The 23,497-nt window shown below is 67.3% G+C and carries 27 protein-coding genes and 1 pseudogene; 12 read left to right on the forward strand and 16 right to left on the reverse strand.

Annotated features, from left to right (window positions below; translation table 11 throughout):
- Positions 1-9: 9 nt before the first annotated feature.
- The 10 genes from ASD37_RS27390 to ASD37_RS27435 all read right to left on the reverse strand — a co-directional run bounded on the left by ASD37_RS27390 (position 10) and on the right by ASD37_RS27435 (position 10,183).
- Positions 10-759 (reverse strand): SDR family NAD(P)-dependent oxidoreductase, encoded by a 750-nt coding sequence (locus tag ASD37_RS27390; protein WP_056560005.1) that lies wholly within the window; start codon positions 757-759, stop codon positions 10-12.
- Entirely contained in the window at positions 756-1,823 is a 1,068-nt protein-coding gene (locus ASD37_RS27395) for an NAD(P)-dependent oxidoreductase (protein WP_056559250.1), read from the reverse strand. Before ASD37_RS27395 ends, ASD37_RS27390 begins: the two co-directional genes overlap by 4 nt.
- Before the next feature lie 57 nt (positions 1,824-1,880).
- Positions 1,881-2,777 (reverse strand): formylglycine-generating enzyme family protein, encoded by an 897-nt coding sequence (locus tag ASD37_RS27400; protein ID WP_056559253.1) that lies wholly within the window; start codon positions 2,775-2,777, stop codon positions 1,881-1,883.
- A gap of 84 nt (positions 2,778-2,861) precedes the next feature.
- On the reverse strand, positions 2,862-3,740 hold the full coding sequence (locus tag ASD37_RS27405; protein WP_056559256.1) for an HAD family phosphatase: 879 nt from the start codon (positions 3,738-3,740) through the stop codon (positions 2,862-2,864).
- Complete coding sequence (locus ASD37_RS27410; RefSeq protein WP_056559258.1) at positions 3,740-5,284, reverse strand: arylsulfatase; 1,545 nt, start codon at positions 5,282-5,284, stop codon at positions 3,740-3,742. The genes ASD37_RS27405 and ASD37_RS27410 overlap by 1 nt, the downstream gene beginning before the upstream one ends.
- Before the next feature lie 48 nt (positions 5,285-5,332).
- Positions 5,333-6,883, reverse strand: a complete 1,551-nt coding sequence (locus ASD37_RS27415) for an arylsulfatase (protein ID WP_056559261.1) — start codon at positions 6,881-6,883, stop codon at positions 5,333-5,335.
- A gap of 86 nt (positions 6,884-6,969) precedes the next feature.
- Positions 6,970-8,052 carry an NAD-dependent epimerase/dehydratase family protein gene (locus tag ASD37_RS27420; RefSeq protein ID WP_056559264.1) on the reverse strand — a complete coding sequence of 361 codons (1,083 nt, stop codon included), beginning with the start codon at positions 8,050-8,052 and terminating at the stop codon, positions 6,970-6,972.
- Positions 8,053-8,115: 63 nt separating this feature from the next.
- Positions 8,116-8,328, reverse strand: a complete 213-nt coding sequence (locus ASD37_RS27425; protein WP_056559267.1) for an exodeoxyribonuclease VII small subunit — start codon at positions 8,326-8,328, stop codon at positions 8,116-8,118.
- The gene (gene xseA / locus ASD37_RS27430; protein ID WP_056559271.1) at positions 8,315-9,553 is read right to left on the reverse strand and encodes an exodeoxyribonuclease VII large subunit; all 1,239 of its coding nucleotides are present in this window, start codon (positions 9,551-9,553) and stop codon (positions 8,315-8,317) included. Before xseA ends, ASD37_RS27425 begins: the two co-directional genes overlap by 14 nt.
- 66 nt (positions 9,554-9,619) lie before the next feature.
- Entirely contained in the window at positions 9,620-10,183 is a 564-nt protein-coding gene (locus ASD37_RS27435; protein ID WP_056559275.1) for a lipid droplet-associated protein, read from the reverse strand.
- Positions 10,184-10,248: 65 nt separating this feature from the next.
- On the opposite strand from ASD37_RS27435, the gene ASD37_RS27440 reads away from it, so the two are divergent.
- The gene (locus tag ASD37_RS27440) at positions 10,249-11,253 is read left to right on the forward strand and encodes a 4-hydroxy-3-methylbut-2-enyl diphosphate reductase (RefSeq protein WP_056559278.1); all 1,005 of its coding nucleotides are present in this window, start codon (positions 10,249-10,251) and stop codon (positions 11,251-11,253) included.
- 8 nt (positions 11,254-11,261) lie between these two features.
- Here ASD37_RS27440 and ASD37_RS27445 read toward each other — a convergent pair whose 3' ends face one another.
- Complete coding sequence (locus ASD37_RS27445) at positions 11,262-12,446, reverse strand: DUF6542 domain-containing protein (protein WP_056559281.1); 1,185 nt, start codon at positions 12,444-12,446, stop codon at positions 11,262-11,264.
- 95 nt (positions 12,447-12,541) lie between these two features.
- Between ASD37_RS27445 and ychF the strand changes: the two genes are divergently transcribed.
- From ychF to ASD37_RS27485, 8 genes are all read left to right on the forward strand, one after another.
- Positions 12,542-13,615, forward strand: a complete 1,074-nt coding sequence (gene ychF / locus ASD37_RS27450) for a redox-regulated ATPase YchF (RefSeq protein WP_056559284.1) — start codon at positions 12,542-12,544, stop codon at positions 13,613-13,615.
- Positions 13,616-13,765: 150 nt separating this feature from the next.
- Positions 13,766-13,963 carry a type II toxin-antitoxin system VapB family antitoxin gene (locus tag ASD37_RS27455; RefSeq protein ID WP_056559286.1) on the forward strand — a complete coding sequence of 66 codons (198 nt, stop codon included), beginning with the start codon at positions 13,766-13,768 and terminating at the stop codon, positions 13,961-13,963.
- Positions 13,960-14,331, forward strand: coding sequence for a type II toxin-antitoxin system VapC family toxin (locus tag ASD37_RS27460; RefSeq protein WP_056559288.1), 372 nt, complete (start codon positions 13,960-13,962; stop codon positions 14,329-14,331). The genes ASD37_RS27455 and ASD37_RS27460 overlap by 4 nt, the downstream gene beginning before the upstream one ends.
- Before the next feature lie 84 nt (positions 14,332-14,415).
- Positions 14,416-15,372 carry a serine/threonine dehydratase gene (locus ASD37_RS27465; RefSeq protein WP_235568572.1) on the forward strand — a complete coding sequence of 319 codons (957 nt, stop codon included), beginning with the start codon at positions 14,416-14,418 and terminating at the stop codon, positions 15,370-15,372.
- 442 nt (positions 15,373-15,814) lie between these two features.
- Complete coding sequence (locus ASD37_RS27470) at positions 15,815-16,216, forward strand: ester cyclase (RefSeq protein WP_056559295.1); 402 nt, start codon at positions 15,815-15,817, stop codon at positions 16,214-16,216.
- A gap of 99 nt (positions 16,217-16,315) precedes the next feature.
- Positions 16,316-16,720, forward strand: coding sequence for a metalloregulator ArsR/SmtB family transcription factor (locus ASD37_RS27475; RefSeq protein ID WP_056559298.1), 405 nt, complete (start codon positions 16,316-16,318; stop codon positions 16,718-16,720).
- Complete coding sequence (locus tag ASD37_RS27480) at positions 16,720-17,736, forward strand: cation diffusion facilitator family transporter (protein ID WP_056559301.1); 1,017 nt, start codon at positions 16,720-16,722, stop codon at positions 17,734-17,736. The genes ASD37_RS27475 and ASD37_RS27480 overlap by 1 nt, the downstream gene beginning before the upstream one ends.
- Positions 17,733-18,275, forward strand: coding sequence for an AAA family ATPase (locus tag ASD37_RS27485; RefSeq protein WP_056559304.1), 543 nt, complete (start codon positions 17,733-17,735; stop codon positions 18,273-18,275). The genes ASD37_RS27480 and ASD37_RS27485 overlap by 4 nt, the downstream gene beginning before the upstream one ends.
- A gap of 48 nt (positions 18,276-18,323) precedes the next feature.
- Here ASD37_RS27485 and ASD37_RS27490 read toward each other — a convergent pair whose 3' ends face one another.
- A complete protein-coding gene (locus ASD37_RS27490; protein ID WP_056559307.1) occupies positions 18,324-18,584 on the reverse strand; it encodes a hypothetical protein in 261 nt (86 codons plus the stop codon).
- A 171-nt stretch (positions 18,585-18,755) separates the two neighbouring features.
- Between ASD37_RS27490 and ASD37_RS27495 the strand changes: the two genes are divergently transcribed.
- Positions 18,756-18,959, forward strand: coding sequence for a hypothetical protein (locus ASD37_RS27495; RefSeq protein ID WP_056559310.1), 204 nt, complete (start codon positions 18,756-18,758; stop codon positions 18,957-18,959).
- A gap of 113 nt (positions 18,960-19,072) precedes the next feature.
- On the opposite strand, the gene ASD37_RS32625 is transcribed toward ASD37_RS27495, so the two are convergent.
- Complete coding sequence (locus tag ASD37_RS32625; protein WP_156721135.1) at positions 19,073-20,650, reverse strand: PGRS repeat-containing protein; 1,578 nt, start codon at positions 20,648-20,650, stop codon at positions 19,073-19,075.
- A gap of 130 nt (positions 20,651-20,780) precedes the next feature.
- On the opposite strand from ASD37_RS32625, the pseudogene ASD37_RS32435 reads away from it, so the two are divergent.
- Positions 20,781-21,242 (forward strand): annotated as a pseudogene (locus tag ASD37_RS32435) (aldehyde dehydrogenase family protein); the annotation flags it as partial.
- 65 nt (positions 21,243-21,307) lie between these two features.
- Here ASD37_RS32435 and ASD37_RS32440 read toward each other — a convergent pair.
- A complete protein-coding gene (locus ASD37_RS32440) occupies positions 21,308-21,640 on the reverse strand; it encodes a hypothetical protein (protein ID WP_056559315.1) in 333 nt (110 codons plus the stop codon).
- A 122-nt stretch (positions 21,641-21,762) separates the two neighbouring features.
- Between ASD37_RS32440 and ASD37_RS27510 the strand changes: the two genes are divergently transcribed.
- Complete coding sequence (locus ASD37_RS27510) at positions 21,763-21,948, forward strand: hypothetical protein (RefSeq protein WP_056560007.1); 186 nt, start codon at positions 21,763-21,765, stop codon at positions 21,946-21,948.
- Here ASD37_RS27510 and ASD37_RS27515 read toward each other — a convergent pair.
- Positions 21,945-23,033 carry an NADH:flavin oxidoreductase/NADH oxidase gene (locus tag ASD37_RS27515; protein ID WP_056559318.1) on the reverse strand — a complete coding sequence of 363 codons (1,089 nt, stop codon included), beginning with the start codon at positions 23,031-23,033 and terminating at the stop codon, positions 21,945-21,947. The genes ASD37_RS27510 and ASD37_RS27515 overlap by 4 nt on opposite strands.
- Positions 23,034-23,041: 8 nt before the next feature.
- The gene (locus tag ASD37_RS27520) at positions 23,042-23,488 is read right to left on the reverse strand and encodes a hypothetical protein (RefSeq protein WP_056559321.1); all 447 of its coding nucleotides are present in this window, start codon (positions 23,486-23,488) and stop codon (positions 23,042-23,044) included.
- Positions 23,489-23,497 lie beyond the last annotated feature (9 nt).

The following is a 23,497-nucleotide window of genomic DNA, read 5'->3' on the forward strand; positions in this document are numbered from 1 at the left end:
GGAATGAGCCTACGGCGCGGCCAGTTTCGTCAGGTGTCCGAGGATGTCCGGGTAGCGCTTCAGGTGCGCGCCGCCGTTGAGGTCCAGCACCTCGCCGGTGAGCCACGCCGCCTTGGTCAGATACAGCACGGCCTCGGCGACGTCCTCCGGCGTGCCCGCCCGCCCCAGCGGCGTGTTCTCGACGTACTCCTCGACGACGCCGGGCACCAGCGCGGCGCCCTCGGTGAGCGGGGTGAGCACGAACCCCGGCGCGACGGCGTTGACCCGAATGCCCCGCGGCGCGAGTTCGAGTGCGGCGACGTGGGTCAGCATCGACAGCCCGGCCTTGGCAGAGCAGTAGGCGCTCATGCCGATGGCGGGTTGGCGGGCGTTGAGCGAGGAGATCGACACCAACGATCCGCCGTCGACGAGGTGGCGTCCCGCGTACTTGGCGACGATGAACGCACCGGTCAGGCAGACGTCGACGACCGAGCGGAACTGTTCGACCGGGAGGTCGACGATGGGGCCGAAGGTCGAGAAGCCCGCGCAGCTGACGACCGCGTCGCAGTCGCCGACGCCTTCGAAAAGTGTTGCGACGGTGGCTTCGTCGGCGACGTCGACGAACTCCCCGCGGTGTGGATCGCCGAGCTCGGCGGCCCTTGCGGCCGCGGCGTCGCCGTTGAGGTCGGCGATGACGACCCGATATCCGTCGGCGGCGAGTGCCTGAGCCGACGCCCAGCCGATTCCCGACGCTCCTCCGATGACGATCGAGTTCTTCATGGCTTGCCGCCGTCCGGTCGCGGGTCGGCCCACTTCGCCGCGATCGCACCCCACGGGTCGGCGTAGGGCTCGGTGCGACCGTGATAGGCCGAGCGGCGGGTGAAGATGGCCTTGGTCAGCGGTGCGGCGACGCGCAGCAGGTGACGGGTGACGCCGGCCTTGTTGGCCGTCTCGATCAGCATCTCGGGCCACGAATGTTGTTGATGCTTCAGCACTTCCTGTGCACGGGAGGTGTCCATCCAGTCGGTGTTGAACCAGTCGTCGTCGCGGGCCGGGTCGCCCTTCAACCCGGTTGGCAGGCCCCCGACGAGGCCCATCGCCGCGGCCATCGCGGGTGCGACGTCACCCTGGACGAGGCGATGCGTGTCGTCGCCGGCGACGAGCAACGTCTCACCGACGGCGTCGGCGGCGGTCGCGGCGGCGAAGGCCCGCGCCACGTCGCGCACGTCGACGGTCTGAATGCGTCCGTCGACGGGGAGCACACCCTCGAAGTAGAGGTTGTCCATCTTCATGTACGCCGCGGGGTCGACGGTCAACACCCCGCCGAGGCGCAGGATCACCCAGTCCAGTGTGGACGCGCGGACCAGCGCTTCGGCCGCCACCTTGTGCGCGCCGTAGACGTCGGCCGGGTTGAGCGGGGTGTCGGCGGTCAGCACGTCGGGGTGGGTGTGGGGGTTGCGCGCCCCGTAGACCGCGATGCTGGACGCCAGGACGAACCGCGGTCTGGTGGGCTGCTTCTCGGCGGCGGCCAGCAGCGAGCCCGTCGCTCCGACGTTCACCTTCTCGGCGAGTTCTCGCCTCGTGTAGATGAACGGCGGGATGACCGCGGCGAGATGGATGATCGCGGCGGGCGCGACGCCCGCGACGAGGGCGTCCACCGCGGCCGGGTCGGTCAGGTCCGCGTACTGGACCTCGACGCCCGGCGGAAGCTTGTCGGCGGCCTTGCGGTTGGCCGGGATGTCGAGGTCGGTGGCCACCACCCGCCGGCCGTCTGCGGCGAGCCGTTTCACCGTCGAGGATCCCACCAGCCCGAAGGCGCCCGTCACCAGTACGGCGTCCGTCATGCAGCTCCCTAGTCAACTAGAACGTGTTGCAGGCATCATTGCCTAGACGGTCGCGGTTCACCAGCGTTGGCGTCTGCGAATACAGCGGAATCCGATGTGGCTCATCCCGGTCTCGAGCATCTGTGGGCGCCGAGCGGCGGGGCGGTACCGCAGGCAGTAACCGTCCGCGCACATGAACGAGCCGCCCTTGACGACCTTTCGTCCGATCGCGAACTGCGGCTGAGCCGGATCGTAACTGTCTGCCGCGCAGCATGATTCGACGTCTCCGGTGTCCGACCACCAGTCGGTGGTCCACTCCCAGGCGTTGCCCGCCATGTCGAAGAGGCCATAGCCGTTCGCGGCGAAGCTCCCGACCGGCGCGGTGGTGCCGTATCCGGTGTCTGGAAGATACGGAAACTCGCCGTGCCAGTAGTTCGCGAGGCGTTGGCCAGGTTCTTCCGGCTCGTCACCCCAGGTGTAGGTCGCCCCGTCCAGTCCGCCGCGCGCCGCGACCTCCCACTGCGCCTCGGTCGGCAGGCTCAGCCCCGCCCAGTCGGCGTACGCCGAGGCGTCCTCGAACGCGACGTGCACGACGGGATGGTTCTCGCGGCCGCGCGTCGTCGAACGCGGTCCGCGGGGATGGTTCCAGCAGGCGCCCGGCGTCCACGTCCACCACTGGTCCAGGTGGCGCAGGTCAACCGGACCCGGCGTGCGGCGGAAGACCATCGATCCGGGGTGCAGGTTCTCCGGTGGCGCGCCGGGATAGTCGGCGGGGTCCAGCGGCCGCTCCGCCACGGTGACGTAGCCGGTGGCGTCGACGAAGGCGGCGTAGTCGGCGTTGGTCACCTGGTGGGTGTGGATCCAGAAGCCGTCGACTGCCACCTCGCGGAGGGGTGCTTCCTCGGCGTAGTGCGACTCGGAGCCAAGCGTGGCGGTCTGCGGCGGGATCCACGCCATGCCGTCGCCACCCGTCATCTCACGACTCCGCTTCGTCGAGACTGCGGTGAGGGCGGGAAAGTGCGAGTAACCGTCGCCGTGAGCGCAGTCTCGACGGGATCGTCAGTCAAAGACGGTCGTCCAGTCGTCGCGCATGCTCACCACGGTCCAGTCGCGCGTCTCGGCCTCCGCGAGCGCCCGCTCCGCACCGGTGACGTAGTCGAATTCCCGGTCGGCGTCGTCGTGGCGGACGAGCAGCCGCAGGCCGCGGGTGAATTCCAGCATCTCCATGTCGCCGTTGGAGTTTCCCGCCGCCAGGATGGGTCGACGGCCGATTCGGCTCCACAGCCGCACCGGTTTCATCGGGCCGTCGTCGAGGAATTCGGGTTCGGCAGTGGTGTAGACGTTGGCGTTCTCGAACCTCAGGCCCACCGAGCTGCCGACGACCCGCTCGCGGGGGATGCCGTACATCTGCCAGGTGACGGGTCGCATGAAGTCCCGACCTCCGCCGGAGACGATGTAGTTGGTGAACCCGTTGGCCTCCAGGTACCGCAACAGCTCGACCATCGGGGCGTACCCGCAGGACGTGTACGGCCGCCCCAGCGTTGGGTGCGTGGCCTCGGCGAAGAAGGCGTCGACCCGGCTGGAGTGTTCCTCGACGGTGATCGCGTGATGTGCCGAGAGGACCGCTGCCAGAAGGAGTTTGAAGTCGGCGTCGTCACCCTGATAGTGCTTGGTGACGGCGTCGCCGAGCCACCCCAGGTCGCCGGTGTAGGCCGCCCGGTACGGCTGCGTGTCGCGCAGCGAGGCGTCGGCCTCGGCCTGCTCCTTGAAGCGGCGCAACAGGAAGTCCAGCTGTACGTACATCGGCTTCTCGCACCACAGCGTGCCGTCGTTGTCGAAGACGGCAACCCGCTCCTCGGGCGGCATGTCGGTGACCGTGCGCTCCACGAAGTGGACGATCGCCGCCTTCGTGGGCCCCTCTTTCCAGGACTCCAGCATCAGCCGCCTCGGGTGGCGAGGAACTTCTCGAGTTCCTCGACCGCGTGGGTGATGGTGAACGACGCCGGCTCCTGACGTGGCGGGAACTCCTTGAACGTCTGCAGGAATTGCGTCGCGATGGCGGAGCCGTAGAGCACCAGATAGATCCGGTCGATCACCCAGTCCCAGTAGGTATTCGACGTCTTGTCCGCGCGCTCGTAGGGGTCGGTGCGGAGGTTGAACAGCTTCGGTGCCCGCAACTTGGTGAACGGTTCGAACCAAATCTGAAGCGTGCCTTCGCACCGCTGCTCCTGGAACACGATCTTCCAGTTCTCCGCGCGGATGCCGAGGACGTCGCAGTCGTCGGAGAAGTAGATCAGTCCGCGCCGCGGGCTCTTGTCGACCTCGCCGGTGAGGTATGGCACCAGGTTGTAGCCGTCGATGTGGACCTTGTACGTCATGTCGTCGACGGTGTGCCCGACCTTGAGCTTGTCGACGATGTCGGTGTCACCCGCCGCGGCGAGGAACGTCGGCAGCCAATCGTGATGCTGGACGATTTCGTTGGAGACCGATCGCGGCTTGATCTTCCCCGGCCACCGAATCAGCTCGGGAATGCGGAAGGCGCCCTCCCAGTTGGTGGCCTTCTCGCTGCGGAACGGCGTCGTGGCGCCGTCGGGCCAGCTATTTGCGTGGGGGCCGTTGTCGGTCGAGTAGATGACGATGGTGTCGTCGGCGAGGCCGAGCTCGTCCAAGAGGTCGAGCAGGGTGCCCACGTTGCGGTCGTGATCGATCATCGTGTCGTGGTACTCCGACTGCCAGCGGCCGGCCTGCCCACGGCTTTCCGGCTTGGTGTGCGTCCGAAAGTGCATGTGCGTCATGTTCATCCACACGAAGAACGGCGTCTCCGCTTCGTGCTGTCGTTTGATGAAGTCGACGCAGGCTCCGGTCGTCTCGTCGTCGACGGTCTCCATGCGCAGCTTCGTCAGCGGTCCGGTGTCCTCGATGCGCTGCTTGCCGACGGGTCCGTAGCGCTCGTCGACTTCGTCGGATTCCTCGTCGGTGGCCCAGGAGTGGATGACGCCGCGGGGCAGCAATCGCGCACGCATGATCGGCGCTTCCTCGGCGGTGGGATAGTCGGCGTTCTCCGGCTCCTCCTCGGCGTTGAGGTGGTACAGGTTGCCGAAGAACTCGTCGAACCCGTGCGCGGTCGGCAGGTACTTGTTCAGATCACCGAGGTGGTTCTTGCCGAATTGGCCGCATGCGTAACCCATTGGCTTCAGCAGCTCGGCGATGGTCGGGTCCTCCTTCTGGAGTCCGATGTCGACGCCGGGCATGCCGACCTTGCTCATCCCGGTGCGGTACACGCTCTGGCCGGTGATGAACGACGACCGCCCCGCCGTGCAGCTCTGCTCGCCGTAGGAGTCGGTGAAGAGCATGCCCTCGTCGGCGATCCGGTCGATGTTGGGCGTGGAGTAGCCCATCATGCCGCGGCTGTAGCAGCTCAGATTCGAGATGCCGATGTCGTCGCCCCAGATCACCAGGATGTTGGGTTTGTCTTCTGGCATGCGCAGTGCCCTTCTCGAATTGTCGGGAGGCACCCGGCATCGTCGAGGCTAGTCGGCCGCGAGAAAGTCGTTGAGCTTCTTGACGATCTGGTCGATGCTGAAGCTGGCCGGCTCGTGCCGCGGCGGGAACTCCTTGAACGTGTCGAGGAACATCGACGCCATCGCCGTGGCGTAGAAGACGAAGAAGTCGCGGCGAAGGAACCACTCGTAGTAGGTGTTCGAGGTGATGTCGGCGTACTCGAACGGGTCGGTCCGCAGGTTGAACAGCTTGGGCACCCGCAGTTCGGTGAACGGCTCGGCCCACGTCCGCAGCGTGCCCTGGGCGCGTTGTTCGGCGAATACGATCTTCCAGTTTTCGAAGCGCATCCCGACCATCTGCGCGTCGTCGTTGAAGTAGAAGAAGCCGCGGCGCGGGCTGTTCTCGACTTCGCCCATCAGATACGGCAGCAGGTTGAAGCCGTCGATGTGCACCTTGTATTCGGTGTCACCGTCACGCCCGGCTTTGTGGCCCTTCTTCAGTTTCTCGCTTATGTCGGGATCGCCAGCCGCCGCCAGCAGGGTCGGCAGCCAGTCGTGGTGCTGGATGATGTCGTTGGAGATGCTGCCCGCCTTGATCTTTCCCGGCCAGCGGATCAACTCCGGCACCCGGTAGGCGCCCTCCCAGTTGGTGTTCTTCTCGCTGCGGAACGGCGTGGTGCCTGCGTCGGGCCAGCTGTTGCGGTGGGGGCCGTTGTCGGTGGAGTAGATGACGATCGTGTCGTCGGCGATGCCGAGCTCGTCGAGCGCGTCGAGCACCGTGCCCACGTTGCGGTCGTGGTCGATCATCGCGTCGTGGTACTCGGACTGCCACATGCCGGCCTGGCCCTTGCTGCCCGGCTTGAGGTGGGTGTAGAGGTGCATGTGGGTGAAGTTGCACCAGACGAAGAACGGGGTGTCGGCCTCGTGCTGACGCCGGATGTAGTCGACCGTGAGGTCGGCGATGTCGTCGTCGATGGTCTCCATCCGCTTGGCGGTCAGGGGCCCGGTGTCTTCGATGGTCTGCTTGCCGACCGGTCCGAACTTTTCGTCGTCGGGTTCGGCTGAGTCCTCGTCGAGGGCCGTGCACTTCAGCACCCCACGCGGGAGGGCGAGTTCGTAGAGTCGGGGGAACTGGTCCTTGTGCGGATAGTCGTACTGCTCGGGCTCCTCCTCGGCGTTGAGGTGGTAGAGGTTGCCGTAGAACTCGTCGAAGCCGTGCACGGTCGGCAGGTACTTGTTCCGGTCGCCGAAGTGGTTCTTGCCGAACTGGCCGGTGGCGTAGCCGAGCGGCTTGAGGAGTTCGGCGATGGTCGGATCCTCAGCGGCCCAACCGATGTCGACTCCGGGGACGCCGACCTTGCTCATTCCGGTGCGGTACACGCTTTGCCCACTGATGAACGCCGCCCGGCCGGCTGTGCAGCTTTGCTCGCCGTAGGAATCGGTGAAGCGCATGCCTTCGTGGGCGATGCGGTCGATGTTGGGCGTGCGGTAGCCCATCATGCCGTCGCTGTAGCAGCTCAGGTTCGAGATGCCGATGTCGTCACCCCAGATGACCAGGATGTTGGGCTTTCCGCCGGGCATGATGAGTTCCCCCGCTCGCATCGATCCGTAGGGGTCTCACGCTAGGCCTGCGGGGGTGGCACCCGTCGAGGTTTGGGCCAAAAGCGTCACGCGGGAGCGGGCACGGGTAAGCCCGCACCCTTGAGCTGCGCGTAGAGGTCGACGTAGTACGGCAGGCAGTCGGCCATGGCGGCCTCGGTGGTGTACAGCGGGCGATAGCCCAAGTCACGCTCGGCCTTCGCGGTGGAGAAGTAGTTGTCGAGGTAGACGCGTTCCACCGCAAGGGGTTCCAGCAACGGCCGGGGGAGCCCGAAGCGGAAGTGCAGCCACTGCCATACCGACATCACCTTGTGGACCAACCTGCCGGACACCCGCAACCGGGGCCAGCTGTGACCGCACGCCTCGATCACGGGTCGGGAGAACTCGAACATGTTGACGGGTTCGCCGTCGTTGACGAAGTACGCCTGTCCTGGTGCCGAGCCGCCGGGAACCAGGTGCTCGCCGGCGAGGATGAAACCGTGAATCAGGTTGTGCACGTAGGAATTGTCGAGCTTGACGTTCTTGCCGCCGACGAGCACCTTGACGTGACCGGCCAGGATGCTCTCGAAGAGCTTGCGGAACATCGTCTGGTCGCCGCGGCCCCAGATGCCGCTGGGGCGGATGCTGCAGGTGAGCATGCCGGCCGCGCCGTTCTCGGTGAGCACGAACTTCTCGGCGACCACCTTCGTCTCGGTGTACAGATCGGCGAAACGCGTTGTGTACGGCAGGTTCTCGTCACCGTCGGTGATGGGTTGACCGCCCATGACGACGCTGTTGGAGGCGGTGTAGACGAAGCGCTTCACCCCTGCGGCCTGGGCGGCGTGAACCAGGTTCTTCGTGCCGCCGACGTTGACGGCGAAACTGCGCTCACGCGCCGGCGCGGAACCGCCGCCCATCAGGTCGATGATGGCGGCGGTGTGGATGACGGTGTCGACGCCGTCGACGGCGCGGGCCACGTCGTCTTCGTTGGTGATGTCCCCGACGACGGTCTCGAGCCGGTCCCGTGCGGGCAGTGGCGACGGCGCGCGGTCGAACGAGCGGACGGCGTGGCCGCGGTCGAGCAGCTCGGTGACGAGGTTGGTGCCGACGAAGCCGGAGCCGCCGGTGACCAGCACTCGGCCGAGATTAGTGGTCAGAGTCGTGTCACCCATGGGGTGAGAGTAACTGAAACGTGTTCCAGTTTCGACCCCCCGGAGCGTTAGGGGGTCGCGCGGTCAGGCGTCGGCGTCGTCCCTGGCGGCCAGGGCCCGCTCCACCTTCTCCCGGGCGCCGGCCAGGTGCTCCTCGCAACGTTTGGCCAGCTCCTCGCCTCTTTCCCACAGCTTGAGCGACGCGTCGAGGTCGAGTCCGCCCTCTTCGAGTTGACGCACCACCTCGATGAGTTCGTCGCGGGACTGCTCGTATCCCAGTTGACTAATGGGCTTCATCTGGTCCCTCGCTCACCGTTGTTATCGCGCCGTCGGCGACGCGGATTCGAAGTCGGGTTCCCGCCGGCGCGTCCGTCGTCGACCGTAGAACCGCCATGGAGTCGGACGCGACCTGCACCACCGCGTAGCCGCGTGCCAGGGTGGCCGCCGGCCCCAGGGTGGCCAGCCGCGCCGACAGGTGGCCGACGCTTCGTGATTCGGTCTCGATCAGACGCACGACGTCGCGACGGGCCGTCGCCCTGGCCCGGTGGACTTCCTCGACGCGTGCGGTCAGTGCGGCCAGGGGCTGGGCCAACACCGGACGGCTGCGCAGCTGATCCAGCGTGCGCTGTTCGCGGTGCACCCAGCTGCGCAGGGCCCTGGCGCTGCGCTCACGGAGGTCGGCGACGCGAGCCTGCTCGGCCGCGGCGTCGGGGACCACCCGCTTGGCGGCGTCGGTGGGGGTGGCGGCGCGGACGTCGGCGACCAGGTCGCACAGCGGGTTGTCGGGCTCGTGGCCGATCGCGGTCACCACCGGCGTGTTGCACTTGGCGATCTCGCGGCACAAGGTTTCGTCGGAGAAGGGCAGCAGGTCCTCGACGCTGCCGCCGCCACGGGCGAGCACGATGACGTCGACGTCGGGGTTGGCGTCGAGTTCCCGCAAGGCCTCGACGATCTGAGGCACCGCGCTGGGCCCCTGAACGATGGTGTTGCGCAGCGCGAAGCGCACGGCGGGCCAGCGCGCCTCGGCCACGGACATGACGTCCTTCTCCGCGGCGGACGCGCGTCCGGTGATCAACCCGACGGTGTTGGGCAGGAACGGAATTGGGCGCTTGAGTCGCGGGTCGAACAGGCCTTCGGCCGCGAGCAGCTGGCGGAGCCTGTCGATGCGGGCCAACAGCTCGCCGATGCCGACGGCGCGAATCTGGTTGACGCGCAAGGAGAACGACCCGCGGCCGACGAAGAAGTTGGGTCTGCCGTGCATGATCACCTGGGTGCCCTCGGCGAGTTTCACCGGCGCGTTGAACACCAGGTCTCGGGGGCAGGTGATCTGCAGTGACATGTCGGCGGCCGGATCACGCAGCGTGATGTAGGCGGTCGAGGAGTTCGGACGGACGTTGAGCTGGGCGATCTGGCCCTCGACCCACACCGTGCCGAGCTTGTCGATCCAGTCCTTGACCATCATTGCGACGGACCTGACCGGCCACGGATTGTCGGCGGACTTGCCCTGGGCGGGTTCTGTCACGTCGAGGCGAGCGAAGCGACGGGGATGGTCACCAGGGCGAGCGAAGCGACGGGGGTAATCACAGGATTACTTGGCGGACGCGCGGGTGATCCTGTTGGCGATCAGCGTCTGGAACGGTGCGCGCGCCTTGGTCGCCTCCTCGAAGGCCAGCAGTGCCTCGAGGTCGGGAACCTTCAGCGAGGGCAGCCGGGCGCGCAGCTGAGCCAGCGTCAACGACTCGTAGTCCAGGTCGGCGACCACGCCGGGCACGGGGGCGTCGACGTTCGTTTCGGGTTCGGCGTCGTCGCGCGATTCCGGCTCGCCGGTGCTGTACAGCGCGAACCTGCCCTCGGTCAGGCGCTCGCCGTTGCGGGGAGCGTCGTCCTCGGGCTCGTCGGAATCGGCGTCGTCCTCGTCGAAGGTGGCCCACTCGGGCTGCTCGTCCTTCGGCGGAAAGAGCTGCTCCAAGGTTTCGTCGCCCCGGTTCACCAGGTCGGCGACGTCCTGCTGCATCTTCATCACCAACTGGGCGAACTGGCTGACGATGGTCATCGGGTAGGTGATGACGGTCTGCGGCAGCCTGCGAGTTTCCTCGAGCGCGGTCACCGCGGCGCCGACCAGCAGACGGACTCCATATGGTGCAGTAGCCATGAGTGCAAGAGTACGGGCGAGTCCGCAGGTGGTGCTGGTAGCCCGACGGTAAGTACCCTGGACCCATGCCGGAGACGATCAACATGGGTATGCCGGGCGCGACCCTTTCCGTCGCCGCGCCGGTCGAGGGTAAGCGCGTCCTGCTCGCCGAGCCGCGCGGATACTGCGCAGGCGTCGACCGCGCGGTCGAAACCGTGGAGCGCGCCTTGGAGAAGCACGGCGCACCGGTTTACGTTCGCCACGAGATCGTCCACAACCGCTACGTGGTGGAGACCCTGGCCAAGGCCGGTGCGGTCTTCGTCGAGCGGACCGACGAGGTCCCCGAGGGCGCCATCGTGGTGTTCTCCGCCCACGGCGTCGCCCCGACGGTGCACGTCGAGGCCGCCGAGCGGAACCTGACCACCATCGACGCCACCTGCCCGCTGGTCACCAAGGTGCACAACGAGGCCAAGCGCTTCGCCCGTGACGACTACGACATCCTGCTCGTCGGCCACGAAGGCCACGAGGAGGTCGTCGGTACCGCGGGTGAGGCCCCCGACCACGTCCAGGTGGTCGACAGCCCGGACTCGGTCGAACACGTCACCGTGCGCGACGTCAACAAGGTCATCTGGTTGTCGCAGACCACGCTGAGCGTCGACGAGACGATGGAGACCGTCCGACGCCTGCGGGAGAAGTTCCCCACGCTGCAGGACCCGCCCAGCGACGACATCTGCTACGCCACCCAGAACCGCCAGGTCGCGGTCAAGGTGATGGCGCCGGAGTGCGATCTGGTGATCGTCGTGGGTTCGCGTAACTCGTCGAACTCGGTGCGTCTGGTCGAGGTGGCGCTCGGAGCTGGCGCGGACGCGTCGTACCTGGTGGACTACGCCGAGGACATCGACCCGGCCTGGCTGGACGGGGTGACGACGGTCGGCGTGACCTCCGGTGCCTCGGTGCCCGAGGTGCTGGTGCGCGGCGTTCTCGACCGGTTGGCCGACCACGGCTACGGCACGGTGCAGCCGGTGACGACCGCCAACGAGACGCTGGTGTTCTCACTGCCGAAGGCGATCCGCGCCAAGCGCAACGCCTAGCTAGCCGCTTACTCCCAGGAGTCGGGCGCCGAATGCCGAGGCCGACGCGGCTTCGTGCGGTGCTCGGTCCGTGACTCGTCGTCCTCAGACCCGCGATAGCGCACCCGGGAGATCGGGTGATGCGTGCCGCTGCTGCCGTTGGTGCGGGTCACCGGAGGCTCGAAGGGCTCATACGGTTCGTAGTCCGTGGGGCGCGGCCGACGACGTTCAGTCCGTTCGGGTCGTTCACCCCGCTCTGGGCGTTCGTAGGCATCGGGGCGTTCCCGCCGCTGCGGGCGCTCCGGCCGGTCGCGGTCCATGGCGCCGCTCCTGCGGTCCAGCGGGGGCAGTGGGCGCCGGTCGCGTGGTTCACGGGGCTCGCGGGTGCGTGGCTCGGTCGCGCGGGGACGACGGCGTGGCTCGGCGGGCGGGTCGACGGGCGCGGAGCTTCGCCTGCGCGGCCGGTCCTGCACGGGTTCGATGATCTCGGTCTCGGGCGGCCGGGAGTGCCGCGAGCGTCTCGAGGCCCGGCCAGCGGCCGCCCCCGTCGACCTCTCGGAACCGGCGGCGGGCGTCCTTGGGGTGCGGCGAGAGGGGCGCGGTGCCTCGTCGTCCATAGGGTCGACGTCGAGCGCGGCCGAGTCCGCTGCGGCGGCGCGGGCTTCCGCGCTCCGGGTGCTGCGGCTGCTGCGACGCGACTTGCCGGCCAACGCGCTGGCGGCCGCCGCCACGTCGGGAGTCTCGGTGGTCGGCTCGGGGTCCGTGGCGACGACGCGGCGTGCCGCTGCTCCCAGATACCACCGGACCATGCCGATGACGAGCACCGTCGCGGAGGTGAAGAACATCAGTGGGAATCGCTCGATCAGCGGATACCCGCAGTTGATCAGCGTGTCCTTGATGCCGGTGAACGTGCTGCCGTGGAACACGAAGTAGGCGAAGGGCACGGCGACGAAGAGGATGAGCGGAGGTTGGATGACGGCGGTGAAGACGCCCGACTGCCGAACCGCGAGTACGGCGGCCAGACAACCGAGCACGTAACACGCGGCGAAGACGCCACCGAGGGCCTTGTCGCCGGCGCCCGCGTCGAACGCAATTCCGATCGCAGTGAGGGTGGCTGCCACGATCGCGGCTCCCCACCAGGGGATTCCGGGGATATGGGGCAACGCCGATCGATGGTCGGCGGCTACCGCCGACCGTCCGCGCAGTCCTGACACACGTCGACCGTACCGGCAATCGCGAGGAGTGCAGGAACAGCGCGCACTGGCGCGCCCACGGACCGAGGTCGGTCGACGCCTAGACTCTTCAACCCGTGGGCCTCAACCTTGGAATCGTCGGACTACCCAACGTCGGAAAGTCGACGCTGTTCAACGCGCTGACACGCAATGACGTGCTTGCCGCGAACTACCCGTTCGCCACGATCGAACCGAACGAAGGCGTCGTCGCGCTGCCGGATCCGCGGCTCGACAAACTCGCCGAAATCTTCGGCTCGGAGAAGACCGTGCCGGCGCCGGTCACGTTCGTGGACATCGCCGGCATCGTCAAGGGGGCCTCCGAAGGCGCCGGCCTCGGGAACAAGTTCCTGGCCAACATCCGCGAGTGCGACGCCATCTGTCAGGTGGTCCGGGTGTTCGCCGACGACGACGTCATCCACGTCGACGGCAGGGTCGACCCCAAGTCCGACATCGAGGTCATCGAGACCGAGTTGATCCTGGCCGACCTCCAGACGTTGGAGAAGGCGGTGCCGCGGCTGGAGAAGGAAGCGCGCAACAACAAGGACCGCAAGCCGGTGCACGAGGCTGCGGTGGCCGCGCAGGCGACGCTCGACGGTGGCACCACTCTGTTCGCCTCCGGCGTCGACACCGCGCCGCTGCGCGAGCTGAACCTGATGACCACCAAGCCGTTCCTGTACGTGTTCAACGCCGACGAGTCGGTGCTGACCGACGACGCGAGGAAGGCCGAGCTGCGCGCGTTGGTGGCACCCGCCGACGCGGTGTTCCTCGACGCGAAGATCGAAGCCGAACTGCAGGAGCTCGACGACGAGTCGGCCGCGGAGTTGCTGGAGTCCATCGGTCAGACCGAGAAGGGCTTGGATGCGTTGGCGCGCGCCGGTTTTCACACCCTCAAGCTGCAGACGTACCTGACCGCCGGGCCCAAGGAGTCGCGGGCGTGGACGATCCACCGGGGCGACACCGCGCCCAAGGCGGCCGGCGTCATCCACACCGACTTCGAGAAGGGCTTCATCAAGGCCGAGATCGTGTCCTTCGAGGACCTGGTCGCCGCGGGGTCGATGGCCGCGGCGAAGTCGGCGGGCAAGGTGCGGATCGAAGGCAAGGACTACGTGATGGTCGACGGCGACGTGGTGGAGTTCCGGTTCAACGTTTAGCTCGGCCCCGTCGTCGAGATTGCGCTGAGGGCTGCGAATCGACGGAAATCGCGACCGTGGCCGCAGTCTCGCCTATTGGGGCTGGCCGCCGTCACGTTGCGTGTATCCGTGTCATCATTATGTGCATCAAATGATGCGCGTGGAGGTGGAATGCGTACGACGGTGACCATAGACGATGCCCTGCTGGCGAAGGCGGCCGAGCTCACCGGGTTGACCGAGAACGGGGCACTCCTCCGTCAGGGATTGCAGACCTTGATCCGCGTGGAGAGCGGGCGTCGCCTGGCTGCTCTCGGCGGCACGGATCCGGAAGCGTCTGCCGCGCCGCGACGGAGAGCGTCCGCCGGTTGATCCTCGTAGACACCTCGGTCTGGGTCGACCATTTGCACGCCGCCGAGGCACGGCTCATCGGCTTGCTGACCGAGGACGAGATCGGATGCCATCGCCTGGTCATCGAAGAGCTGGCACTCGGTTCGATGAAGCAGCGCGGTGTCGTCCTTGGACTGCTCTCCGGTCTCTACCATTTCCCCACAGTGACGCACCTCGAGCTTCTCCATCTCGTTGACCAACGTCGTTTGTGGGGCAGGGGATTGAGTGCAATCGACGCCAACATCCTCGGATCGGTTGCGTTGGTGGACGGCGCTCGTCTATGGACGAGGGACAAGCGGCTGAAAGCGGTATGCGCGGAGCTCGGCGTTGCCGTTCTCGAAGAATCGTGACGTTTTTCGGGCGTCATCCACATCGCACATCGCCGTGACGTCTATTGGTAAAGCACGGGTTGAACGATTAGCAGGAAGATTGAGGTGACTGGCGTGGATGCGCTGACCATCGGCGACGTGCGAGCGGCGTCTCGTCGGATCGCCGGTTCGGTTCGGAGCGTGGCGATTGCGCGCGACGGCTCGACGCACCTGGCGCTCGAGTTCCTGCAGTACACCGGGACGTTCAAAGCCCGTGGCGCGCAGAACTTCATCCGAGCCCACCTCGAATCAGGAGACCTCCCGGAGGCGGGAATCACGATTGCCTCGGGAGGCAACGCGGGACTCGAGTGTGCGTGGGCCGCGGCGCAGCACGGACTAACGGCGACGGTCTTCGTCCCCGCGAGTGCGCCTCGGGTGAAGGTCGACCGACTGCGGGCGTATGGCGCCGACGTCCGCTTGGAGGGCGCCGACTACGGGGACGCCCTGGCGGCGAGCAACGACTTCGCGGCCCGCACCGGTGCACTGGTCTCGCACGCCTACGACCACCCGCTCATCGCAGCGGGCGCCGGGACGCTGATGGAAGAAATTCACGACCAGCTTCCCGACGTCGACGTCGTCGTGGTGGCCGTCGGGGGTGGTGGCCTGTTCGCCGGGGTCGCGACGGTGGCCCAGCACTACGGCATCGCAACGGTTGCCGTCGAGCCGGAGGGAGCCCGTGCGCTGAACGCCGCCGTCGAGAAGGGGCAGCTCGTGGACGTTCCCGTCGACTCCGTCGCGGCGGATTCACTCGGGGCTCGCCGGGCCACGTCACTGGCCCTGCACGCGGCCCAGCACGAGACAGTACACAGCATCTGCGTGTCCGACGCTGATATTATCCGTGCACGCCAAAACCTTTGGGAGAACAACCGACTCATCGTCGAGCACGGTGCGGCGACAGCGCTGGCGGGATTGTGCAATCCGGAAGTCGCCCGCTTCGTGGAGGGCAAGACGACGTGTGTCGTTCTGTGCGGGGCGAACACCAATCCAGGTGATGTTTCCGCAGACGAGGTCACGGCGGGGTGAGCCGCGTGCTGGGATCTGCGTGAACGCATAGATCGGCTGGGGTTGACGGATATCGTCCTCATTTGGAGGATTGATGGCGGGTCGGGTGGTCTGGTACGGGCTGGCTGCGGGTCTCACGGCTGCCGTCGTTGCCGCGGGTGTTGGCCCCTTCCGCTGCGGACTCTATGGCTGTACTGGAGGGACCAATCCCTCGCTTCATACGTCCTTGTTGGGAGCTGCCATCGGTGCAGCGGTCGGTCTGGTGGCGATGTGCTTGGTCGACATTGCCGTCAACGGCCGCTACTTCCTCATCAATCGGGCCGAGGCGAAGGCGCAGCGCTTACGGGATGCGAGTGGACCCACTCCGCGCGACGTTCGGGGTGGGGGCACTGCTTCCAAGCAACGTCCTCCGGCAGCCGAAGAACGGCCACCGGGCGAATCATGAAGGGATGGTACGTAACTCATGGGCGACGACAGCTTGCTCGAGATCTATCGCAATTACCTTGCGTGCCTCAATGATCGGCGATGGTCGGATCTTGGTGAGTACGTCGCCGACGACGTCGTGCACAACGGGCGCGCTCTGGGGCTGAGCGGGTATCGCGCGATGCTGGAGTCTGACACGCACGCGATCCCCGACCTTGAGTTCGTCCCGGAGATCCTGCTCGCCGACGACCACGTCGTGTCCTGTCGGCTCTTCTTTCAGTGCACTCCGCAGCACGAGTTCCTGGGCTTCGAGCCGACGGGACGACGGGTGTCGTTCGCCGAGCATGTGTTCTACCGGTTCGGCGGCGGGCGGGTCAGCGAAGTTCACTCGTTGATCGACCGGGACGCCATCCGCCAGCAGGGTTTCCGCGAACGCCCCTGACACCCCAGCGTCCTTGGTGAGGGCGGAATGGCCGTATCCGGCACACTGCCGCAACCCGTGGGTTCGACAGGGACGCCCGGGTAGGTGCATTATCTGCGTATGAATGCAAGTACGGGTGGATGCCGCCGTCGGCTGCCCGACGACCAGGTGGGCCTCGTCGTCGAGGTGTTCCGGATGCTCGCCGACGCGACCCGCGTGCAGGTGCTGTGGGCGCTGGTGGACCACGAGATGTCGGTCAACGAACTCGCCGAGCACGTCGGCAAGCCGGCGCCGTCGGTGTCGCAGCACCTGGCCAAGCTGCGGATGGCGCGCCTGGTCCGCCCCCGACGCGACGGAACCACGATCTTCTACAGCCTGGAGAACGAGCACGTCGCACAGTTGGTCACCGACGCGGTGTTCAACGCCGAACACTCGGGACCGGGCGTTCCCGGGCACCACGCGGGGGCTGCCGAACTACGCGCGCTGCATCCCGAACCCGCGTCGTCGCGGACGGAGCACGCGTGATGGCCCACGAACCGATCCGCACGCACGACCACCATCACGACCACGATCACCACCACGACGGCTGGGGCGGGTCGTTTGGCTCCGCCGTCCGCGACGTGTTCGCACCACACAGCCACGACGCCGCCGACAGCATCGACGACGCGCTGGAGTCCAGCGCCGCCGGGATTCGAGCGGTCAAGATCAGCCTGCTGACCCTCGGCGCTACGGCCGTCGCCCAGATCGTCATCGTCGCCGTCTCCGGGTCGGTCGCCTTGCTGGCCGATACCATTCACAACTTCTCCGACGCGCTGACCGCGATCCCGCTGTGGATCGCGTTCGCACTGGGCACGAAGGCCGCCACCCGGCGTTACACGTACGGCTTCGGCCGCGCCGAGGACCTGGCCGGGCTGTTCGTCGTGGCGATGATCGCCGTGTCGGCCGTCGTCGCCGGCATCGAATCGATCCGCCGCCTGATCGATCCCGTCCCCGTCGAGCACGTGGGGTGGGTGGCAGCAGCCGGCCTGGTCGGTTTCATTGGCAACGAAGTCGTTGCGGTGTACCGGATTCGGGTCGGTCGGCGGATTGGGTCCGCCGCGCTGGTGGCGGACGGTCTGCACGCCCGCACCGACGGCTTCACCTCGCTGGCGGTGCTCCTCGGCGCAGGTGCGGTCGCCCTTGGCTTTCCACTGGCCGATCCGATCATCGGGCTGGTCATCACGGTGGCGATCCTGGCGGTACTGCGCACCGCCGCGCGCGACGTCTTCCGTCGCCTCATGGACGGGGTCGACCCGACCTACGTCGACGCGGCCGAGGCCGCCCTTGCGGCGGAACCCGGCGTCACCGGGGTGCGCAGCGTGAAGATGCGATGGCTGGGGCATACGCTGCACGTCGACGCCGAACTGGACGTGGATCCGACCCTCGGGTTGTCCGATGCCCATCGCATCGCCCACGACGCCGAACACGCGCTCACGCATGCGGTTCCGCGCCTGACCTCTGCGCTCGTCCACGCCTATCCCGAAGACACCAGGAGTCAGTGACCTTGACCGCGGACCATCCGGCAGTGGGAGCGTTGCTCGTCGTCTCCGGGCTGCCCGGCGTCGGAAAGACCGCAGTGGCCACCGAGATCGCGAGGCGGGTCGGCGGGGTGCATCTGTCGGTCGACCCGGTCGAGGAGGCACTGCTGGCCGCCGGCCTGCCCCCCGGTTGGAATCTGGGCGTCGGGGCCTACGAGGCCGTGGCGTCGATGGCCGCGGCGAACGTGGCCTTGGGAAATACCGTCGTCGTCGACGCGGTGAACGACAGCGAAGCGGCGCGCGGCACGTGGAGTCGGGTGGCCGAACCGGTGACGTTCATCGTGTTGACGTGTTCGGACCCGGTTGAGCATCGGCGACGTCTGGAAGGCCGACGTCGCGGATTCATTCGTGTTCCGGAGCCGTCGTGGTCGAAGGTGTGCGACCGCGCCGCGAACTACGTGCCGTGGTCCGGTGGGTACGTGGAAGTCGACACCTGCGGCCTCACGGTTGCGGAGGTGTGCGATCGAATTGGCATGAAAACGCCTGCAGCACAGCGTACGTAGGCGGCGGCGGGGTCGTCGTGCCGACCGGGCCGCCGCCTATCACGTGCGTCAGAACGGCAGGTCTACCTGTCCGTTGGTGGTGTTGAGTTCGTCGTGGTTGGAGTCCACGTATCCCAGGTGAGACGGTTCCTGTGGCTCGGTGCCGTAGGGCACCAGCGGGTCGACGCCCCCACCACTGGCGGAGATGATCACCGAGTGCGCGGCCGGTGCAGCCAGGGGAGCGGCGTTGGCGGCGGGGGCAAGGGCGACGATGCTGCCGATCGCGATGGCGGCCAGTCCGGGGATGACGTAGGTGAACGGTGTCTTCATGATGGCTCCTGGTGTGGGTCGGTCTGTCTGACATCTCCAATCTTGCTGCGCGGAGCCACCCGCGTCGTCGCTGCTGACACCCATTCCGTATTGCAGCTAGCCGGAAGATCGGCCCCGAGGTGTGGCTCGACCGTGACCTGGGCGGGACCCCGATGGGGAAGGGTCGGCGGCATGACCGCTGTCGAGGTGATCGTCTTGGTCGCCGCCATCCTGTGGATCGGCGTGGTGGTAGCGGCGCTCGTCGTCGGGATCCGCGTCACCCTCAAACTGCGCGCGCGACGGCGGCGGATCGAACGCCTGCTCTACGTCCTGCGGCTACCCGTCTACGTGGGGTCGCCTCCGTCGCGGCGCTTCCGAGCGTCATCCCGCCGCTGACCGGAAACGATGAACGAGTGGACGAATATCGTCGCTAGCGGCGTGAAATTGGCTAGGGCGGGCAGAAAGTCGGCCGAAGTATCCGTCCGCCGACGGAATTGACACCAACACCGCTAGACCTCGGAACCGCCCACGTTGCCGGGCGACCCGCCGAAGCCGCCGCTCGCACCGCCGCTTCCGTTGGACTCACCGCCGTTGCCACCGTTGCCGCCGAAGCCACCCAAACTGCCGCTGCCACCATTGCCGCCGCTGCCACCAGTGCCGCTGTTCACGTTGCCATCGCCGACGCCGTTACCGCCGTTGCCGCCGCGGCCGCCGCCGGTCACGACGCCGCGGCCGTCACCACCGGTGCCGCCCGCGCCACCGGTTCCACCTTGTCCACTGCGAGTTCCGTTGCCGCCGTTGCCGCCTCGACCACCTCCACCGAGGGCCAGACCGCTGTCGCCTCCGATTCCACCGGCACCGCCCGTACTCGCACCCGTGGTGGCCGTGCTGCTCCCGCCGTCACCGCCGCGGCCCCCGCTTCCAATGCTGGAGGCATCGGCGCCGGCCCCACCCTGACCGCCAGTGGCATCGCCGGCGGTAGCGGTGGCATCGCCGCCTGCGCCGCCACGGCCACCGTCGCCGACATCGGCCACGCCACCGGTGCCGCCCTGGCCGCCGGTCGCGGAGTCGTTGACGGCGTCCCCGTTGCCGGTTGACGCCGAACCGCCCTGGCCGCCAGTTCCGGCCTGGAACGTCGAACTTCCCCCGTTTCCGCCGCCTCCGCCGCGAACATCGCTGCCGGACAGAGTGCCAGCGACGCCCGTGGCGTTGCCGCCTGCCCCGCCCGTGCCGCCGGCCCCGAAGAAGCCGCTGGTGCCGCCATTGCCGCCGTTGCTCCCAACCGCGTCGACGGCGGTTACGCTACCGCCCGCGCCGCCTGCACCCCCGTTGCCGACCAGCAGTCCGCCGCGACCACCGTCGCCACCGTCGGAGTTCAGGCCGAAACCGGCACCGCCGACACCACCGCTGCCGAACAACCCTGCCGTACCGCCATTTCCGCCATCGATGCCGACGTCGCCGGCGCTGCCCGCGCCGCCATTGCCCAGCAGCAAGCCGCCGCGGCCACCGTCCACGCCGGAGCTCAGCGATGTGAACCCGTTGCCAATCAGCAGACCACCGTCAAGTTGGTCGGGAGTTCCGTTCCGCACGAAGATGTTGACGAACGGAATCCGGCCACCGATGTCACCCAGTAGGCCTGCAAGCGCTCCTGGCAGATCGGCAATCGTGGTGGTCACGACCTGCAGCGGCCCGTCGGAGGAGGCCACGAGGACAGTGACCGCAGTGTTCGGGTCCCCGCCACCGGCGCGCGATACGACGTCGGTCACCAACGCGGGTGTGAATTCGGGGCCACTGTCGGCAGCCGCCGAGCGCGCCGACGTGCCGGACGCCCCCGCAGTCGGCAGAAAGGTGATGAGCGCGCCACTGTGACCGACGGAGTTGACACTTGGTGCCGCGGCCTGGGCGGCAGCGCCGAACTGCGCGCCAAGAAGCGCGTTGGGGGCGGGGCTGGGCAACGCCGCGGCGGCCAGCAGTGGCTGATCGTGCAGCAATCGTGGGCTGCTGGTGGTCGGCTCGGCAGCTCCTGCGCGTTCACCTTGCACCGTGGTTGCGGACACCGCCGTCGTCACCAGTACGGCTGCCGCCAATGCTGTAAAGATACTGCCGGGCGTGTTTCCCACCGCATTGCTCCCTAAGCCGAATGGATTTGCCAATGGCAGTATTGCAGACGGTCGCTCAGTAAATCCACAGTTTGCGGACACCTCTTCTCGAACAGTGATGGGCGACATCGTGACCGTTTTAAGTGCACAAACGGACCGCCATGGATTTCGGTTGCCTTTTGCGAGACATGTGGTGCTGGCGACTGGGCGGCTGCATACACAGGTTGCTGTTATTTGCGCGCGCGTTAGCGAACGTCGGCCGAGCGGTGCGCTGTCCGCGGTGGCCGCAGCGGTGCGCGCCGCCGCAGCCGAACTCGCCGAGTGCAACGAACGCGAGACGGGAAAGGTGCTCGCGGACGCCCTCGGTGGCGTCGACGCCGCGGTGGGGACACCCGAGCCGCGCGGAGTGGTCGTGGCACCGACCCCGTGGAACGATCCCGTCGCGGTCGCCGCGAGACTGCTTGGCGCTGCGTTGGCGACGGGAAACACCTTGGTGCACAAGCCAAGTGAACAATGTTCGGGAACCGGACGCCGGTTCGCCGAACCGCTTGCCGAGCAGTTGCCGCACGGTGTCTTGGAGATCGTCGTCGGGATCCGCGTCACCCTCAAACTGCGCGCGCGACGGCGGCGGATCGAACGCCTGCTCTACGTCCTGCGATTGCCGTCATCCCTGGTGCCCGGGTCGATGAACGAAATCACGAAGATCATCGTCAGCAGCGTGAAGATGGCCAGGGCGGAGAGAAGGTCGCCCCACTGGAACGGATAGAGAGTCCCGTCGATCGACAGCACCAGCACTGTCTCGATGACGCCGAACACCAAGAAGAACACGCCGAACAACACCCGAGAAATCCTCTGGTGCAACGCACTTCGCCGTAGCTCGACCATCAGCGTGAGCAGCAGCAGGGGCAGAATCTGCGAGAGCGTTGAGGCGGTTCCGCCGTCCATCACGACGATCTGAACGGCGCCGGTGTTACCCATCGATCGCACGCTAGCAGCCCGCACGCCACGTGTCGGCGACGTGCGAAATCGGTCGTGTCGATCGGGACCGGCTGGGTACCCAACTGCCGCACGGATTCGACTCAGCCGCAGAGGAGGCGACCATGACGAACTTCGAGCACGATCTACCGGAAGCCGACGTGGCGGAGCAGCAGACGCCAGTCGACTCTGCCGCCGAACCGGTGTTGGACGTCGACTACCTGCAGGACCGCAGCGGGGCCGAGGCGGACCCGGCGGACCTCGCTGAGCAGGCAGTCGACGTCCCGATGCTGGAGGACGACCGCGACTAACCGAAGGCGCGCGCGTACTGCGGTGGGTGCGACAGCGTGGCCCCGAGCTCGTCGGCGGCCTGCCGGATCCAGCTGGGGTTCCGCAGGAGCACCCTGGCAAGGAACACGGCGTCGGCGTCACCGTCGGCGATGATCGAGTCGGCCTGCTCGGCCTCGGTGATCAGTCCGACTGCAGCGGTGGGGATTTCGATCTCCTTGCGCACCCGGGCGGAGAACGGCACCTGGTAGCTGGGTCCGACGACGATCTTCGCGTCCGGCGCGGAGCCACCGGAGGAGACGTCCATCAGGTCGACGCCGAGGGACTTGAGGCGCGACGCGAGTTCGAGCGTCTCGTGAACCGTCCACCCCGGGCGCTCGTCGTCGGTGTCACCACCGAGCCAGTCGGTGGCCGAGACGCGGAAGAACAGTGGCAACTCCTCGGGCCAGGCCTGGCGCACCGCCGTGGTGACCTCGAGTGCGAAGCGCAGGCGGTTCTCCAGCGAGCCGCCGTACTGGTCGGTGCGGGCGTTGGAGTGCGGGGAGAGGAACTGGTGGATCAAATAGCCATGCGCCCCATGCAGTTCCAGGACCTTGAAGCCGGCGTCGGCAGCTCGACGGGCCGAGTCCGCGAACGCCTGGACGAGTGAGCCGATCTCCTCGACGCTCAGCTCGGCCGGACGTTCCAGCCGACCGAACGGCAACGTGCTCGCGCTCACGGTCTGCCAGGACTCTGGCGCCCTGCTCTCGTCGGGCCAGGGCCTTCCGGTCGAGCCCTTGCGACCGGCATGGACTAGTTGGATGCCCGGCACGGATCCCTGTGCCGAGACGAAGTCGGTGATCCGCCGAAACGCCATGGCCTGACGGTCGTTCCACAACCCGGTGTCGTAGACGCTGCTGCGACCCTGCGGGTGGATCGAGGTGGCCTCGACCATGACCAGGGCGGCTCCCGCGGCGGCCCGCGAACCCAGGTGCTGCAGGTGCCAGTCCGACGGCGACCCGACGTCCTCGCCGTCCGTTGCCGCGGCGAACTGCATCATCGGCGACATCCAGGCGCGGTGGGCGAAGGTCACCTCGCGCAGTGTGAGAGGGGTGAACAGGTGCGGCATGACGTTTCCTACTTTCGGCCGGTGGTCAGCGGCAGTGGCGCGTTGGCACTGTCGAGGTGCTCGACGGTGCTGAAGATCAGCTCGGTGTCGCCGATGTTCTCGATGTCGTGCAACAGATATTCTCCCGGTCCGAAGTGGAAGTGGCGGGTCTCACCGGCATCGTAGGACACCTCGCGCACGGTCCCGTCGAAGGTGTGTTGCCTGCTGCGGCCGGCGTTGATCGCGGTCCAGAAGTAGTCGAGCACGTGCCGGTGGGCGTGCCAGCGCTCACCGGGTGCCAAGCGGATCTCCCACACGCGCACCCGCTCGTTCTCGCTGAGTAGGCGTGATCCGACTTCGCCGTCGTGAGCGTGCTCGCTGAATTCTGCCTTGAGCCATTCTGGCCAGCTGTCGAAGTTCGTCGAGATCAGTTCGCCGGCCAGTGGCAGGTCGGAGAGGAAGCTGCTGTCGGTCATGTTGTCGTC

The organism is Mycobacterium sp. Root135 (assembly GCF_001426545.1).
GTDB lineage: Bacteria > Actinomycetota > Actinomycetes > Mycobacteriales > Mycobacteriaceae > Mycobacterium.

Coding starts and splice junctions, on each gene's coding strand:
- ASD37_RS27435 (WP_056559275.1), bottom strand. CDS start 10,183: ATGGCTACTGCACCATATGGAGTCCGTCTGCTGGTCGGCGCCGCGGTG.
- ASD37_RS27390 (WP_056560005.1), bottom strand. CDS start 759: ATGAAGAACTCGATCGTCATCGGAGGAGCGTCGGGAATCGGCTGGGCG.
- ASD37_RS27495 (WP_056559310.1), top strand. CDS start 18,756: ATGACCGCTGTCGAGGTGATCGTCTTGGTCGCCGCCATCCTGTGGATC.
- ASD37_RS27440 (WP_056559278.1), top strand. CDS start 10,249: ATGCCGGAGACGATCAACATGGGTATGCCGGGCGCGACCCTTTCCGTC.
- ASD37_RS27520 (WP_056559321.1), bottom strand. CDS start 23,488: ATGACCGACAGCAGCTTCCTCTCCGACCTGCCACTGGCCGGCGAACTG.
- ASD37_RS27395 (WP_056559250.1), bottom strand. CDS start 1,823: ATGACGGACGCCGTACTGGTGACGGGCGCCTTCGGGCTGGTGGGATCC.
- ASD37_RS27420 (WP_056559264.1), bottom strand. CDS start 8,052: ATGGGTGACACGACTCTGACCACTAATCTCGGCCGAGTGCTGGTCACC.
- ASD37_RS27475 (WP_056559298.1), top strand. CDS start 16,316: ATGAATGCAAGTACGGGTGGATGCCGCCGTCGGCTGCCCGACGACCAG.
- ASD37_RS27515 (WP_056559318.1), bottom strand. CDS start 23,033: ATGCCGCACCTGTTCACCCCTCTCACACTGCGCGAGGTGACCTTCGCC.
- ASD37_RS27415 (WP_056559261.1), bottom strand. CDS start 6,883: ATGCCCGGCGGAAAGCCCAACATCCTGGTCATCTGGGGTGACGACATC.
- ASD37_RS27480 (WP_056559301.1), top strand. CDS start 16,720: ATGGCCCACGAACCGATCCGCACGCACGACCACCATCACGACCACGAT.
- ASD37_RS27410 (WP_056559258.1), bottom strand. CDS start 5,284: ATGCCAGAAGACAAACCCAACATCCTGGTGATCTGGGGCGACGACATC.
- ASD37_RS27405 (WP_056559256.1), bottom strand. CDS start 3,740: ATGCTGGAGTCCTGGAAAGAGGGGCCCACGAAGGCGGCGATCGTCCAC.
- ASD37_RS27455 (WP_056559286.1), top strand. CDS start 13,766: ATGCGTACGACGGTGACCATAGACGATGCCCTGCTGGCGAAGGCGGCC.
- ASD37_RS32440 (WP_056559315.1), bottom strand. CDS start 21,640: ATGGGTAACACCGGCGCCGTTCAGATCGTCGTGATGGACGGCGGAACC.
- ASD37_RS27470 (WP_056559295.1), top strand. CDS start 15,815: ATGGGCGACGACAGCTTGCTCGAGATCTATCGCAATTACCTTGCGTGC.
- ASD37_RS27490 (WP_056559307.1), bottom strand. CDS start 18,584: ATGAAGACACCGTTCACCTACGTCATCCCCGGACTGGCCGCCATCGCG.
- ASD37_RS27400 (WP_056559253.1), bottom strand. CDS start 2,777: ATGACGGGTGGCGACGGCATGGCGTGGATCCCGCCGCAGACCGCCACG.
- ASD37_RS27425 (WP_056559267.1), bottom strand. CDS start 8,328: ATGAAGCCCATTAGTCAACTGGGATACGAGCAGTCCCGCGACGAACTC.
- ASD37_RS27510 (WP_056560007.1), top strand. CDS start 21,763: ATGACGAACTTCGAGCACGATCTACCGGAAGCCGACGTGGCGGAGCAG.